This is a genomic window from Rugosimonospora africana (genome assembly GCF_016862975.1).
GTDB classification, from domain to species: Bacteria; Actinomycetota; Actinomycetes; order Mycobacteriales; family Micromonosporaceae; genus Rugosimonospora; species Rugosimonospora africana.
On sequence record NZ_BONZ01000061.1, the window covers coordinates 118,840 to 133,628 of the forward strand.

A 14,789-nucleotide genomic window follows, 5' to 3' on the forward strand; every position below is an offset into this window, starting at 1 on the left:
GATCACGCGCCTGCCCCCGAGACGCCTGCCCGCGACACGTCCGACCGTGGCACCACTGCCCACGACACCACTGCCCACGGCACCACTGCCCACGACACACTTGCCCACGACACCCTGCCCGCGCCGGACGTGTCCCCCGACGGCGCCGGTGGCCGACCGCCCCGGCGCCTGCTGCCGATGGCCGCTCTCGGCGCGGCCGGCGTACCGACCCTCGTCGCCGGGCTGTCCCGTGCCGCGGGATCGGCGCTGCACCGGTTCGCCCGAGTGGCCAGTGGTACCGACCGGTGCGTCTGGTCGGTACCGGGCCGGCACCACATCGAGGTACGCGGTGTCGAGCGGGACGGTGCCGACGCGCTGGCCGCCCGCGTGGAGCAGTTGCTGGAACAGTTGCCCGGCGTGGCCTGGGCCCGGGTCAACGCGCCGACGGCCCGGGTCATCGTCGCGGTGCAGCCGCCGGAGCCGCGGATCGCCGACCTCACGGCGGCGGTCGCCGCGGCCGAGCGGATGGACGGACTGGAGCCGGACGGCGACCTGGAGCCCCCGCACCCGCCGGAGGAGGGGCCGCGTACCCGCAAGGCGCTGTCCACGCTGGCCGCCGACGGAGTCGGCCTCGGCTTGTCGGTGCTGACCCGGATCCTGCCGTTCGCTCCGCTGCCCGGCGAGGTGGCCGGGCTGGCCAACTTGATCGATTACCATCCCCGGCTGCACGCGCTGGCCGCGAAGTGGCTGCACGGAGCGCGCCGGGCCGACTCGGTACTGCCGCTGATCGAGGCGCTGTCGCAGGGGCTCGCCGGCGGCTGGACCGGCATCGCCGTCGACGGTACCCAGCGGATCCTGCAGTGGCGTGAGGCTCGGGCGCAGCAGGCCGCCTGGGCGGCGGCGGAGGAGCAGCTGACCGGTACGCCGGAGCGGGCGGCCGCGGCCCGGGTCGCCCAGATCCGGCCGGTACCGCTGCCGGACGGTCCGCTGGAGCGCTACGCGAACCGGATCCTCGCCGCCGGCGGGGCCGCCGGCGCGATCGCCTTCCCGCTGGCCGGGTTCAAGCGTTCGGCGGCCCTGGCGCTGTCCGCGCTGCCGAAGGCGGCCTTTGGCGGCCGGGAGGCGTACGCGGCCCGGGTCGGCCGGATCCTCGCCCAGCGCGGGGTGATCGCGATGGACCGCGGTGTGCTGCGCGAACTCGAACGGCTGGACACGCTGGTCCTCGACGAGGACGCGGTGGGCTCGGACCGCGCGATGCTCACCGACCTGGCCCCGCTGACCAACGTCGACCCGGAGCAGGTGGCCACCGCGGCGTTCGCGCTGTTCGACCCGTACCAGCCGGACGCCCGGCGGGAGGGCGACGGCTGGGTGCTCGCCCCGCTGGACCAGCTGCCGGAACGGGCGGCGCAGCCGGAGCCGGGGTCTGGCGAAGGCGAGCACGCCCCGTCCGGGCCCAGCGCGGCGCAGCCGGAACCGGGGCCTGGCGGAGGCGAGCACGGCCCCTCGTGGCCCAGCGGTGCCAACACCGAACACGCGCGGCGGCTGGGCGCCGACGGCGGCACCGCGCTCGGCCTGGCCCGGGGCGGCGAGCTGGTCGCGGTCGTCCGCGCCGAACCCGAGCCGACTCCCGACCTGGACGTGGTGGCCGCCGCCGCCCGCCGGGCCGGGATGCGCCTCATCGTGGCCGGCGGGGACGGCCGGCGCCATGACTTCGCCGACCGCCTGATGCCCGGCGGGGCACAGCTCGTCGACTCGGTACGCACCCTGCAGGGCGAGGGCGCCGGGGTGATGCTGGTCTCCGGGAACCGGCGCGCGCTGGGCGCCAGCGACTGCGGGCTGGGCGTACGCGGGAAGGACGGCGAGCCGCCCTGGGGCGCCCACCTGCTGCTCGAAACCGACCTGACCGCCGCCGCCCTGGTCGTCGACGCGGCCGGGATGGCCCGGGCGGTGGCCCGGCACAGCGTCACGCTGTCCCGGGCCGGGACCGGGCTGGGTGCCCTGGCCGCGTTCACCTCGCCGCCCCGGCGGCTGCCCACCCGTACTCTCAACGCGGTCAACACGACGGCCGGGGTGGCCATGGCGGCCGGGCTGTGGAGCGCGCAGAAGCTGGACAGCGAGGTGCTCACACCGCCCGGGGCGAGCGTGCCGTGGCACCTCATGCCGATCCAGAACGTGCTGGAACGGCTGCACACCGGACCGGATGGGCTGTCGGCCGAGGAGGCTCACCGGCGGACACAGAGCCACGCCAGCGAGGGCGGCGGGAGCATGGGCCTGGGCCGCGCCTTCGTCGAGGAGCTGGCCAACCCGCTCGCCCCGGTGCTGGCCACCGGCGCCGGCCTGTCCGCGGTGGTCGGTTCGCCGGTGGACGCCGGCCTGGTCGGCGGGGTGCTCGGCCTGACCGCGCTGGTCGGCGCGGTGCAGCGGGTCGCCACCGACCGGTCGCTGGCCGCGCTGCTGTCCCGCTCGATGGTCTCCGCGCGGGTACGCCGCGACGGTACCGAACAGGTGGTCGCCGCCGGGGACCTGGTACCCGGCGACGTCGTCGCCCTCCATCCCGGCGACGTGATCCCGGCCGACTGCCGGGTGATCGAGGCGGACGGCCTGGAGGCGGACGAGTCGTCGCTGACCGGCGAGTCGCTCCCGGTCGGGAAGGCCGCGGCACCGGTCATCGCAGCGGCGGTCGCGGACCGCACCTCGATGCTGTACGAGGGGACCACGGTCGCGGCCGGGCAGGGCAGCGCGGTGGTGGTCGCGACCGGCGTGGACACCGAGGTCGGGCGCGGCATGGCACTGGCCCGCCAGGCTCCGCCGGCCACCGGTGTCGAGGCCCGCCTAGGGCGGCTGACCCGCACCGCCGTACCGCTGGCGGCCACCTCCGCCGCCGCGGTCGCGAGCGCCGGGCTGCTGCGCGGGGTACCGCTCGGGCAGACCGCCGCGGAGGCGGCCAACCTCGCGGTCGCCTCGGTGCCCGAGGGCCTGCCGTTCCTGGTCAGCGCAGCTCAGCTCGCCGCCGCCCGGCGGCTGGCCGGGCAGGGTGCGCTCGTGCGCAACCCGCGGACGATCGAGGCCCTCGGCCGGGTGGACGTGCTGTGCTTCGACAAGACCGGCACGCTCACCGAGGGGCGGCTGGGCCTGGCCGGGGTGGGTTCCGGCGACCGGTACGCCGATCTCCACTCCATCGAAGAGCCGCTACGCCGGGTACTCGCCGCCGCCCTGCGCGCCACCCCGGCCGATCCGACGTCGGGTACCTCGCTGCAGACCGACCGGGCGGTGCTGGAGGGGGCCGAGAGCGCGCAGGTGCGGGTGGACATCGGCGCGCCCGGTTGGGAGCACACCTGCACGCTGCCGTTCGAGCCGTCCCGCGGGTACCACGCCACCGTCGGTACCAGCCAGGAAGGCCACCTGCTGAGCGTGAAAGGGGCCCCGGAGACGATCGTGCCGCGCTGCTCGGCCCAGCGGCTCGACGACGAACAGCGCCCGCTGGGCGACGCCGAACGGCGGGAGCTGCTGAGCGTCCTGGAGCGGCACGCCGGCGCCGGGCACCGGGTGCTGGCCGTCGCCGAGCGGGCGCACCCCACCCCGACCGTGTGCGACGACGACGTCGACGAGCTGACCTTCGTCGGTTTCGTCGCGCTGGCCGACTCGGTACGGGAGAGCGCGTCGCCGGCGGTACGGCGGATCCGCGAGGCGGGCGTACACACCATCATGATCACCGGCGACCACCCGGCGACGGCCGAGGCGATCGCCGCCACGATCAGTACGGACGGCAGCGCACAGCGGGTGGTCACCGCGTCCGAACTCGACGAGGTCGACGACGACGGGCTGGCCCGGCTACTGGCGGAGACCGACGTGGTGGCCCGGTGCACCCCGGCCCACAAGGTACGCATCATCCAGAGCCTGCAGCGGGGCGGCCGTACCGTCGCGATGACCGGAGACGGCGCCAACGACGCCCCGGCGATCCGGCTCGCCGACGTCGGCATCGCGCTGGGCCAGCGCGGCACGCCGGCGGCCAGCGCGGCCGCCGACCTGGTGGTCACCGACGACCGGCTGGAGACCATCATCGCCGCGCTGATCGAGGGGCGGGCGATGTGGTCCTCGGTACGGCACGCACTGAGCATCCTCATCGGCGGCAACCTCGGCGAGATCACGTTCAGCGTGCTGACCGCCGCGGCCACCGGCCGGTCCGCGTTGACCGCCCGGCAGCTGCTGCTGGTCAACCTGCTCACCGACCTGGCACCGGCGATGGCCATCGCGGTCCGCCCGCCGAAGGCAACCGGCGGCGACGAGCTGTTGCGCGAGGGGCCGGACGCGTCCCTGGACAGCATCCTCACCCGGGACATCGCGGTACGGGCGGCGTCCACCGCGCTCGGCGCGACGACCGGCTGGACACTCGGCCGGGTGACCGGACCCCGTCGGGCCGGCACCATCGCGCTAGCCGCGCTCGTCGGCACCCAGCTCGGGCAGACCATGCTGGCCGGCGGCACCAACCCGGCCACCGTGGCGGCGACCGCGGCGTCCGCGGGGGTGCTCGTCGCGATCATCCAGACCCCGGGGGTCAGCCAGTTCTTCGGGTGTACGCCACTGGGCCCGGTCGGCTGGACCATCGCGGCCGGGGCGGCCACCGGCGCGACACTCGGCAACGCCGCGCTGAGCCGGCTGCTACCCGGTGGGCTCCCGCTCGGGCGGCACCACGACAAGTCGCAGGACGAGAAGTCGCAGTCGGAACAGCCACCGGATGACGCGCAGCTTCCGGCCCACGAGCGTCCCGGTGATGAGCGGCCCGGCGATGAGCGGCCCTACTCGAACCAATAGGTCAGGACGTCTCTGGCTGCCCAACCGGTCCGGCTGTCGGCCGTCTGCTTGGCGTAGAACGCGGCGAAGCCCCGCAGTCCGGCCAGTTCTCCCGTTCCCGAGCCGGGAACCACCTCCCACCGGCCGTGTACCACGCTGGCCTCGTCGGTGAATCCCTCGGCGACAAGCGCGAACGAACCCGGCCGCCCGTCCAGCGAGCCGCTGAACCGCTCGACGCAGGTGAACGTGCCCGTACCGTCCTCGTTCATCACGCGAAGATGCTTGGCGATCGCGTCACCGTCCAAGCCTCCGGAGAAGCGCTCCTGGAGCGTGGTCTCGACCAGGGTGATCCCGCTGTCGTCCGGCGGGCTGATGACCGCCTGGTCGTACTTGAGCACGGCCACGTCGCTCTCGCTCGTGACATGGTCGCGTCCTGGTCCGTTGGGCTTCAGACTCATCTGTCCCTCTCCCTTCGTGACGCCGGCGCTCCGGCCGTCGCCACCAATGTCGGGTCCTGCTGATCAGGCGGTCAGGACGTCGCGGATGGCCGCAGCGGTCGCGGTCGCATCGACCGCGTACGGCATGTGTCCTCCGGGCACTTCGCGCAGTTCGACACCCACGCGGTCGGCCAGCCAGCGAGTGATGCGGTACGGAGGCGACTGGATGTTCTCCGGGCCGGCCATGAACGCGACCGGGATGTCGGTCCGGTCGAGCACGGCCGTGACCGCGTCGGCCGTGGGCAGCGATCGGACCAGCCCGGGTACCTCCAGGTCGAAGAAGACCCGGCCATTGGCGGTCATCCGCTCGCGAAGCTGCGGTGTCAGGCGCTCGAAGACATCGCCGAGCGTCTCGTGCGCGTGCTGCCGCACGGCGGAGTCGACCCGGTCGTCGCGGACGGCGGCGGCCGCCAGCGTGGCGAGTTGCCCGGCGATCCGGTCTCCGATGTCCAGCACGCTGAACAGCGGGGGTTCGTGCACGATCGCCGCGCGAACGAGGCCTGGCCGACGGGCGAGGAGTTCCAGCAGCACGAGGCCGCCGAGGCTGCCGCCCCAGATCGCGCACGGGGCCAGTCCGAGTGACTCGATCAGACCCGCGAGGTCGTCGGCCTGTTCGCCCAGGTCGGTGGAGTGCCAGCCGGTGGGGCGAGGGCTGCCGGCGTTGCCGCGCCGGTCATAGGTGAGCACCGTGAACGCGTCGGCGAGGAGCCCGGCCACCTCGGCATAGTGCGCGGAGTCGACCAGCCCGCCCGGAACGAAAGCCAGCGCCGGCCCCGTCCCGCGCAGTTCGTAGTGGAGCCGGGCGCCGTTGACCACGACGTCACCTGTCCTGGGCACTCGCGCCTGACACACAAGGGGCATGTCTGCTGGCGTGTCGGTAGTCAGTAGTGCTCATTGACGCGCGAGAGTGGGGTGTGAACTTGATGGAGTGGGCAGCGGCTGCCGGGATCTCGCACGCGACCGCTCGACGGCGTTACGAGTCTGAGATGCTGCTGTTCCCACGTACCGGGCTGGTCGGCTTATGCTGATTTGCGACCCGGTGACCGGGCACATCCCCGCACGTCGGGCAGACTGTGATGTGCGCACGCGATTGTTCGGCAGACCGGAAGGCGGATTTGGACCGGCAGGTTTCTCGGGTCACCACGTGGATGGCCGGACAGTACTTGGGCGAGGATCGGGTCGTCACTGAGACTGGCTGCGCAGTTGACGAGCACCGAATGAAAGTTCCTCGCCCTGCTGTGCGACCCCACCGTGTCGACCATCGTGGTCGAGCACCGCGATCGGTCCGCTCGCTTCGGCGCCGAGTACGTCGAAGCGGGCTGTGTGTGACGTGACCGAGATCCTGATTTCGCTGCGCGCCCATTTGCATGGTCGCCGCGCCACCGTCAACCGTGCCCGCGGCGGGGTCGAGGTCGTGACCGAGGGTGCTCCGGTGTGAAGACGATGCAGGCGTACCGGTTCGCGCTGGACCTGACCGCCGGGCAGGAGCGTGACGTGCTTGCGCACGCCGGAGCAGCCCGCCTCGCGCACAACTGGGCGCTGGCGAGGGTCAAGGCGGTGATGGACCAACGGGCAGCCGAACGCACCTATGGTGTGCCCGACGGGCAGCTCACCGAGTTGGTCTCCTGGTCGCTGCCCGCGCTGCGTAAGGCGTGGAACGCCGTGAAGGCCGACGTGGCGCCGTGGTGGGCGCAGTGCTCGAAGGAAGCGTTCAACACTGGCCTTGACACCCTCGCCCGCGCGTTGAAGAACTGGGCCGACTCTCGCAGCGGCAAGCGCAGGGGCCGGCCGGCCGGGTTCCCCCGGTTCAAGTCCCGCCGCCGCGGCGTCGCGTCAGTGCGGTTCACGACCGGGGCGATCAGGGTCGAGCCGGATCGGATGCACGTGGTGCTGCCCCGGCTGGGCCGGCTGAAGCTGCACGAATCGGCCCGCAAACTCGCTCGGCGCCTCGAAGCTGGTACCGCCCGGATCATGTCCGCGACCGTCCGGCGTGACGGCGGCCGGTGGTACGTCGCGTTCTGCGTCGAGGTCGACCGCGCCGAGCGCGGACCGGCCCGGCCGGACTCGGTCGTCGGAGTCGACGTCGGTATCAAACACCTCGCGGTCCTCTCGACCGGCGAACTGGTCGACAACCCGCGTCACCTGGCCGCCGCGCAGCAGCGGATGCGGCGGCTCGGCCGGGCACTGGCCCGCAAGCAGGGCCCGGACCGGCGCACCAGGCAGCGCCCATCGAACCGATGGCAGCGCGCCGCGGACCGGCTCGGTCGAGCCCACGCTCGGGTGGCGAACCTGCGCCGCGACGGGCTGCACAAACTCACGACCCGACTGGTCCGTGAGCACGGCACAATCGTGGTCGAAGACCTCAACGTGACCGGGATGCTCGCCAACCGGCGGCTCGCCCGGCACATCGCCGACGCCGGGTTCGCCGAAATCCGGCGACAGCTGACCTACAAAACTGGGTGGAACGGCGGCCGGCTGCTCGTCGCCGATCGCTGGTATCCGTCTTCGAAGACCTGCTCGGGTTGCGGCGCGGTGAAAACCAAGCTCGCCCTCTCCGAGCGGATTTACACCTGCAGGGCATGCGGCCTGGTCCTCGACCGAGACCTCAACGCCGCACGCAACCTCGCCGCGATAGCGGCCCAGTACAACACCGCCGGGAGTGGCCCGGTGTCAGGACGCGGAGCCGACCAGAAGACCCGCCCCAGCGGGCAGGTGGCTGTGAAGCGTCAACCCGGCACCGCGCTAGCGGGTAAGACCGGGACCGTCCCACCGCAAGGCGGGACTACCGACCATGCGCTCACTATGCGCATTAGGTAACGGTCTCCTTCCCTGGAGCCACCACCACCACCACCATCACGGGTGCGGGTAGGTCGGCCACGCAGCGAGGTGCCAGCTTGTGGGCTGGTCCTTTTCCGCGTGGCCTCCCTCCGACCCGGGCATACCCGTTTCCGAGTACCCGGCTCTCTAGTGACTATTGCGTTGGCGTTGATGGCGTCGCGTGGATGTGGCCATGGCAGGCGTCCCACGCTGGTGGAGCCTCGACCGCGGTGGTGCGGTCGGCCAGCTGACGGACATGGTGCACCTCGATGGTGTCCGTGCTGGCGCAGATCTCGCATCTGCCCTTGAGCAGTCGGCTGACCAGCTGCTTGTGGGGGTAGAGCGGTCGGTGCGGTTGACGGTCGACGATTATCGCCGTCTTCTGCCGTTTGAGCGCGATCCCGCCGAACCGGGCGACCAGTGGGTTCCTGCTGTCACGGGTGATGCGGGCCTCGAAGCAGGTGCGTGGCCCGTGAGGTGTCGCGATTTTGGCCTTATGTTTGGCCGCCATCTTCGACACTGACGAGCGGTGCTTGCGGGCCAGGGTATGGAGCATCGAGGTCTCCATGACCCAGCGCAGCCGGTTTAGTCGTTGGACGTCACCGGCCAGCAGGTAGTACTGGACGATGCCCCGCCGGGAGATACCCAGCTCTTTGGCGACGTGGGCGACAGGGCGGCCTTCGACGCGGACACGGTGAACGAGTAGACGCCGACCATGTTCAGGACTATGTCACCGAGCCGGAGCGGGAGCTGAGAAGGCTACGCCTGGTCGCCACCACCGACGCGCTCGAAGTGGGGTTACTCAAGGTCTTCGCCAGCTTCGAGAATCTCTTCCGCGACTTCGCGGCGACGCGCACGGGCACCACCCCGGACGCACGATCAGCCAGGCTGTTCGGCGCCGCCGTGGTCGCCGCGTTCCGGGTCGGTCTCCGGACCTGGATCGACAGCGAGGCCGCGCTCGACCTCCCGAGCCTCATCACCGACAACGTGGAGACCCTCACGCAGGCCCTGTTGCGAAGCTGATCCAGCGCGCGGCCCCGCGGCGCTTCGATCGCGGCGTGGACGGGCGTCCACGCCGCGATCGGTTGGCGCAGCGAGACTCGCGCGCCTGCCGTCGGTACCGCAACCGCCGGGTAAGAGCCCGCGCAAAAGCACAGGCCCCGTCCGGCCGATCCTGTCAAGCCGAGTGAGTCAGGCTCCGGCGTCGTTGTTGGCGCGCAGCGGGGCCAGCGCCTCGTTCCACCGGATCAGCTCGTCGAGCATCGCGGTGGCCGCGCCCTCCATCACCTCGTTGGCGCGCAGCTGCCCCTCGTCGTCGAGGAACTGCGCCACGAACGGGATCTGGACCGCCTCGAAGACCGGCATCATCTTCAGCGTCGTGACGACCTGCTTGATCATCTGTGCGGCGCGGGCACCGGCGGCCACCCCGCCGTAGCTGACCAGCCCGACCGGCTTGTACTCCCACTCGTAGTGCAGGTAGTCGATCGCGTTCTTCAGCGGCGCGGTGAATCCGTAGTTGTACTCCGGCATCACGAAGACGAACGCGTCCGCGCGGTCGACGGTCGCGCTCCAGTCCTTGGTGTGCTGGTGGGTGTAGCGGCGCAGCCTCGGGTGGTTCGGCTCGTCCATCATCGGAAGCTTCACCTCAGCGAGGTCGATCACCTCGACCTCGAAGCCACCGTGCTTGGCGGCACGTTCGCGGAACCACTCAGCGACCGGCAGGCCGACCCGGCCCGGACGGGTGCTGGCGATGATGATCTGCAGCCTCGGCATTGACGCCCTCTTTCGGTACTCCGCAACCTTCTGTCGGACCACGTTACCGGAGGGCGCTGCCGGTCCCCGGTGAGGCCCACCACGCGCGGCAGTCGCCGCCGGCTTCCTGCCCACTCCATAGCCCTGGGGGCAATGTCCGGATTTGGCCACGTTAGAACCTACGGGCGCTATTGTACGTGTTATAGATATCTAGGGCATTCGGTCCGTATGGAGACTTAGATCCGAAACTGCGAGAGCGTGGTGATGAGATGGCCGCCGGGCCGTCCGTGATCTACCGGTCACGGCGCCGCAGGCGTCGCCGACAGCTGCGCCGGGCCCTGCTCGCCGCCGCCGTCGCCGGAAGCCTCGTGGCGCTCGGTGGCGGCTGGCTGGTCGTACGCGGCTGGGAGGCACGGGGCCACCTGATCAGCGCCGCGGGGCTGGCCAGCGACCTGAGCGAGCAGGTGCTGGCCGGCGAGACCGGCCAGGCCCGCCGTACGCTGACCGCTCTGCAGGACCAGGCCGCCGGCGCCCACGACATCACCACCGGCCCGGCCTGGTGGACCGCTTCTCGGACGCCGTACGCGGGGCGCGACATCACCGCGGTACGGGCCATCGCCGCGTCCGTCGACGACCTGGCGGCCCGGGCGTTTCCGGCTCTGGTGCAGCTCAACCCGTCCGCGCTGGTACCCACCGCCGGCCACCTGGATCTCGCCGCGCTGAGCACCGCGGCTCCGAAGCTCGCCGCCGCCGACACCGTCGTCCAGCAGGTCCGGACCCGGCTCGACGGGATCCCGGCCACCGGCCTGCTGCCGCCGATCCGGAACGCGGTGAACACCCTGCGCTCGCAGATCGACCGGCTGTCCGGCCTGACCTCGGCCGGCCACCGGGGTACCGCCCTGCTGCCGGCGCTGCTCGGCGCCGACGGCCCCCGCACGTACCTGCTGCTGTTGCAGAACCTCGCCGAGTCCCGGTCGACCGGCGGGATCTTCGGCGCCTACGCGGTGGTCCAGGCCGACCACGGCCAGCTCACCATGGCCAACCGCGGAGCGGGCGGGGACCTGCAGCAGTTCGCCGAGCCGGTACTGCCGCTGGACGCGGCCACCAGGGCGCTCTACACGGACCGGATCGGCACCTTCCCCGCCGACGTGAACCTCACCCCGGACTTCCCCACCGCCGCCCAGACCTTCCGCGAGATGTACCGGCAGCGCAACGGCGTCACCGTGGACGGCGTGCTGGCCACCGACCCGGTCGCGTTGTCCTACCTGCTGCGCGCGATCGGACCGGTGACCATGCCGGGTCAGCCCACGCTGGAGGCCGGGACCGTCGTGCGGACGCTGCTGTCCCAGCCGTACCGGGACATCGAGTCCGACAGCGACCGGCACGGCTACTTCGCGTCCTCGGTACTGGCGATCTTCGACGCCGTCATGCACCGTCAGTCCGACCCGCGCGCCGTGCTCACCGCCCTCGACCAGGCCACGACCGAGCGCCGGATCCTGTTCTGGAGCGCCCGCGCGGACGAGCGCGACGCGCTGGCCGGTACCGGGCTGTCCGGCGTCCTGCCCGAGCAGGAGACCGTACCCACCGTCGGCGTGTTCCTCAACGACGGCAGCGGGTCGAAGCTCGACTACTACCTGACCCACTCGGCCACCCTGTCGGTGGGATCGTGCCGGCCCGACGGGCGGCGGGAGCTGAACCTCCGGCTCACCCTCGGGTCGACCGCGCCCAGTTCCGGGCTCACCCCGGCCGTGCTGGGGCTCGGGCTGGCCGGCGACCCGTACACCGCCCGGGTCATCGTCTACCTCTTCAGCCCGGTGAGCGGCTCCCTTGTCAGTGCCCGGCTCGACGGCACTCCGGCGCCGCTGGGCAGCGGCGCTCAGAAGAAGCGGCAGGTGGGTGTCATCAGCGTCGACCTCCCACCCGGACGCAGCCACGTCCTGGACGTGAACCTGCTGACGCCCGCCGTACCCGCCAACACCGCCAAGCTCTGGCTCACACCGGGCGTGGCGCCATGGACCACCCACATCAATTCCGCACCTGCGTGTGCCCAGTAAGAAAGGACCCATCATGCGGCTCACCCGCATTATCAGCGCTCTCGCCGGTGCACTGGCCATCGTGGCCACTCCGGCGGTGGCGCACGCCCAGAATGAGTACCCACCCCCGCCGCCCGTCCTGACCCTATCCAGCACCACCATCACCGCCGGCGACACGGTGATCCTCAGCGGCCGGGGCTACGGTCTCGGCGAGCAGGTGAGTATCACCAGCGTCCATCGGGCGGGGGCGGCGGGCCGGACGAGCGGCGCCACCAACCGGAACAGCCACGCCGGACCGGCGATGGTCCCGGTCGCCTTCGACCAGCCGCTGGCCGACGGTCACGTGCCAACCCCGCCGGTCACGGTTACCACGGACTCAACCGGCGCCTTCTCGATCCGGCTGCGGTTCGACGACCCGGGCATCGAGGACATCACGGCCACTGGCCTGACGTCTGGCCGCAGCGCGTCGATCACACTGACCGTGCTACGGCACGGCAACCTGCCGGTGACCGGCACTAACCTGGCCAAGATGACCATCGGGGGCGGCAGCCTGCTCGCCGCCGGTGCCGCCCTGTACCTGGTGGCCATGGTGCGCCGCCGCAGGCGTGCCGGAGCGGCCGACGGCGAACTGGTCGGCTAACCGTTCCCATGGGTCGGGGTGGCGGAGCCTGCTCCGCCGCCCCGACCCATCGACACCGCGACCCGTGTCGTCCGGTCCGTTTACGGCCGGGCGGCACGGAGTTTTCGTTATCCACGACACGGCGGCCGGTCTCCTGTTCGATGGCATCCGGATCGAACGGCGGCAGGCTGGATGGCGGCGGGCGAGGTGGCTGCCGGCAGAGCGGCGCGCGGGCAGAGCGACCGCCGGTGCCGCGGCGATCTCGCCAGTTGCGCCCGGTGCGGCGGCGAACTCCCGACCGGCGTGGCGCCTTCTCCCTCGGCCACGCCGCCCACCACCGCCGCGAGTACGCCGCCGCGCGGCGCGACCCCCGCTGCGCACCGTACCGGCGCAGGCGCCGGCGCCTGTCCCACGGGGCACCGGGAGGTGACCTTCGTCAACGCGGCCGAGCCGACGATCCGGCCGGCGAGCCGAACCCGCCACACCGGCCCTGCCAGTCAGACCCCCGATCCCGGCACTCCCGGCCGGTGGTGGCCGGTCGCCGACCGTCCCCGGCGACCGGCCACCACATACGGCCGGTGGATCCGTCCCGCGAGAGCCGGGCGATGCACGGGCTGCCGCCGGGACCCGCCCGCGAGCGGCCCGCGCCGGTTGGTGTCAGAGTGGCCGGATGGCACGTTCATACGTGGTCACCGGCGCCGGTCGGGGTATCGGGCGCGCGATCGCCCAGCGGCTGCTCGATGATGGTCACGCCGTCGTAGCCGTCGACCTCGACCCGGACGCGCTGGGCTTCACGCGGACCACGGCGGAACCGGCGATCATCTCGGTCGCCGGCAACGCCGCCGAGGAGGCCGTCACCGAGCGGGCCGCCGACCTGGCCGAGGCCGCCGGCACGTTCGCCGGGTGGGTCAACAACGCGGCCGCGTTCCGGGACGCGGCGCTGCACCAGGTACCGGCGCGGGAGATCCTCGACCTGATCGCCCTCAACGTCGAGCCGGTCGTGGTCGGCTGTGCCACCGCGGTCCGCCGGTTCTCCGACGCGGCGAGGCCGGGTGCGATCGTGAACGTGTCGTCGCACCAGGCACAGCGGCCGGTGCGGGGCGCGCTTCCATACGCGACGGCCAAGACGGCCATCGAGGGGCTGACCCGGGCGCTGGCCGTGGAGTACGGACCGCGGGGCATCCGGGCAAACGCGGTCGCTCTCGGCTCGATCGCGACCGAACGGTACGAGGCGTTTCTGGCGCGGCAGACTCTCGATGCGGCGGCGCGCACCGAAGCCGACCTGGCTCGGCTCCATCCGCTCGGGCGGGTCGGGCGGCCGGACGAGGTGGCTGCGGCCGTCGCCTACCTGCTGGGTGACGGGTCGAGCTTCGTCAACGGCGCGGTCATCCCGGTCGACGGCGGCCGCTCCGTGTACGGGCAGGACCCCGAGGAGACCTGACGGCAAGGGTGAGGCCGGAAACCGTGCGGCCCCCGACCTCCCCGGCGTCGCGCGTCAGCCCAACAGCCAATCCCACCCGTGCGGCTCCATCGATGCTCACCTCCCCCGTCACGCATCCCGGCGCGCGGCCGGCGACGCTTCCTGCCCCGTGCTCAGCCGATGATCCAGATCCAGTGCGACTCCACCGACGCTCACCTCCCTCGTGACGACCTCCGCCCTCCCCCGTGACGACCGACACGACCGCAAGCCCTCCAACGGGGGCGGCAGTTGGATGCGCGCCCCGGGTATGGCAGGGACGTCTGGCGCGACCGCGGCGACCGGGCCCGTCGGCAAGCTTTCCCGGCGGCGGCGATCGATGCCAGGGAGACGGCGTGCCATTCCGAACTTCGGCGACCATGCGATGGGTGGCGGCCGTGCGATAGATGGCGGCCTGTGCGATGGAGGCAGGTGCGATCGAGGCAGGTGCGATCGAGGCCCGCGCAGCGGTGACCGCGCGATGTTGGCCCGCGCGATCCAGGCCCGCGCGATCGAGGCCCGCGCAGCGGCGACCGCGCGATGCTGGCCCGCGAGTCCCCACGCAGACGATTCCCGCGCGGACGTCTCCGTGCAGTCAGTTGCCGCGCGGTCAGTTGCCGCGCGGTCAGTTGCCACGCCGGCAGTCCTCGCGGTGACTCTGATCTCCCACCGGCTCTTGCCTCCGGTGGCTATGACTGTCCGGTGCTTCTTATTCGCGTCGGTGGTAGTTGTTCCGGCGGGGTTGCCGCTCCGCGTCGATGTAGGCCGGCGGGATGAATTCGGGTAGGCCGTCGGTGGCGATCCTCACCTGCCAATGGCCCTGGTGAATCACGCGGTGATGGTGT

Annotated in this window: 9 protein-coding genes and 2 pseudogenes; 7 read left to right on the top strand and 4 right to left on the bottom strand. The window is 72.2% G+C overall.

Annotation, left to right across the window (positions count from 1 at the left end; all coding sequences use genetic code 11):
* Positions 1–177 precede the first annotated feature (177 nt).
* Positions 178–4,791: a cation-translocating P-type ATPase gene (locus Raf01_RS30585; protein ID WP_203921540.1), complete on the top strand. Its 4,614-nt coding sequence runs from the start codon at positions 178–180 to the stop codon at positions 4,789–4,791.
* On the opposite strand, the gene Raf01_RS30590 is transcribed toward Raf01_RS30585, so the two are convergent.
* Together Raf01_RS30590 and Raf01_RS30595 are read right to left on the bottom strand one after the other, a co-directional pair.
* Positions 4,776–5,228: a DUF3224 domain-containing protein gene (locus tag Raf01_RS30590; RefSeq protein WP_203921514.1), complete on the bottom strand. Its 453-nt coding sequence runs from the start codon at positions 5,226–5,228 to the stop codon at positions 4,776–4,778. The two genes, Raf01_RS30585 and Raf01_RS30590, sit on opposite strands and share 16 nt — an antisense overlap.
* A gap of 63 nt (positions 5,229–5,291) precedes the next feature.
* Positions 5,292–6,083 carry an alpha/beta fold hydrolase gene (locus tag Raf01_RS30595; RefSeq protein WP_203921515.1) on the bottom strand — a complete coding sequence of 264 codons (792 nt, stop codon included), beginning with the start codon at positions 6,081–6,083 and terminating at the stop codon, positions 5,292–5,294.
* 98 nt (positions 6,084–6,181) lie between these two features.
* Between Raf01_RS30595 and Raf01_RS50965 the strand changes: the two are divergent.
* Both Raf01_RS50965 and tnpB read left to right on the top strand, forming a co-directional pair.
* A pseudogene (locus Raf01_RS50965) lies at positions 6,182–6,705 on the top strand (IS607 family transposase).
* Between the two features lie 5 nt (positions 6,706–6,710).
* Entirely contained in the window at positions 6,711–8,084 is a 1,374-nt protein-coding gene (gene tnpB, locus Raf01_RS30605; RefSeq protein ID WP_203921541.1) for an IS607 family element RNA-guided endonuclease TnpB, read from the top strand.
* A gap of 154 nt (positions 8,085–8,238) precedes the next feature.
* On the opposite strand, the gene Raf01_RS49875 is transcribed toward tnpB, so the two are convergent.
* A complete protein-coding gene (locus Raf01_RS49875) occupies positions 8,239–8,733 on the bottom strand; it encodes a group II intron reverse transcriptase/maturase (RefSeq protein ID WP_308442673.1) in 495 nt (164 codons plus the stop codon).
* A gap of 98 nt (positions 8,734–8,831) precedes the next feature.
* Between Raf01_RS49875 and Raf01_RS30620 the strand changes: the two are divergent.
* Positions 8,832–9,107, top strand: a pseudogene (locus Raf01_RS30620) (acyl-CoA-like ligand-binding transcription factor); the annotation flags it as partial.
* A gap of 168 nt (positions 9,108–9,275) precedes the next feature.
* On the opposite strand, the gene Raf01_RS30625 reads toward Raf01_RS30620, so the two are convergent.
* Positions 9,276–9,857, bottom strand: coding sequence for an NADPH-dependent FMN reductase (locus Raf01_RS30625; protein WP_203921516.1), 582 nt, complete (start codon positions 9,855–9,857; stop codon positions 9,276–9,278).
* Positions 9,858–10,105: 248 nt separating this feature from the next.
* Between Raf01_RS30625 and Raf01_RS30630 the strand changes: the two genes are divergently transcribed.
* From Raf01_RS30630 to Raf01_RS30640, 3 genes are all read left to right on the top strand, one after another.
* A complete protein-coding gene (locus Raf01_RS30630) occupies positions 10,106–11,890 on the top strand; it encodes a DUF4012 domain-containing protein (protein WP_203921517.1) in 1,785 nt (594 codons plus the stop codon).
* A 13-nt stretch (positions 11,891–11,903) separates the two neighbouring features.
* Entirely contained in the window at positions 11,904–12,509 is a 606-nt protein-coding gene (locus Raf01_RS30635; protein WP_203921518.1) for a hypothetical protein, read from the top strand.
* 649 nt (positions 12,510–13,158) lie between these two features.
* A complete protein-coding gene (locus Raf01_RS30640) occupies positions 13,159–13,929 on the top strand; it encodes an SDR family NAD(P)-dependent oxidoreductase (protein ID WP_203921519.1) in 771 nt (256 codons plus the stop codon).
* The last annotated feature ends 860 nt before the right edge of the window (positions 13,930–14,789 follow it).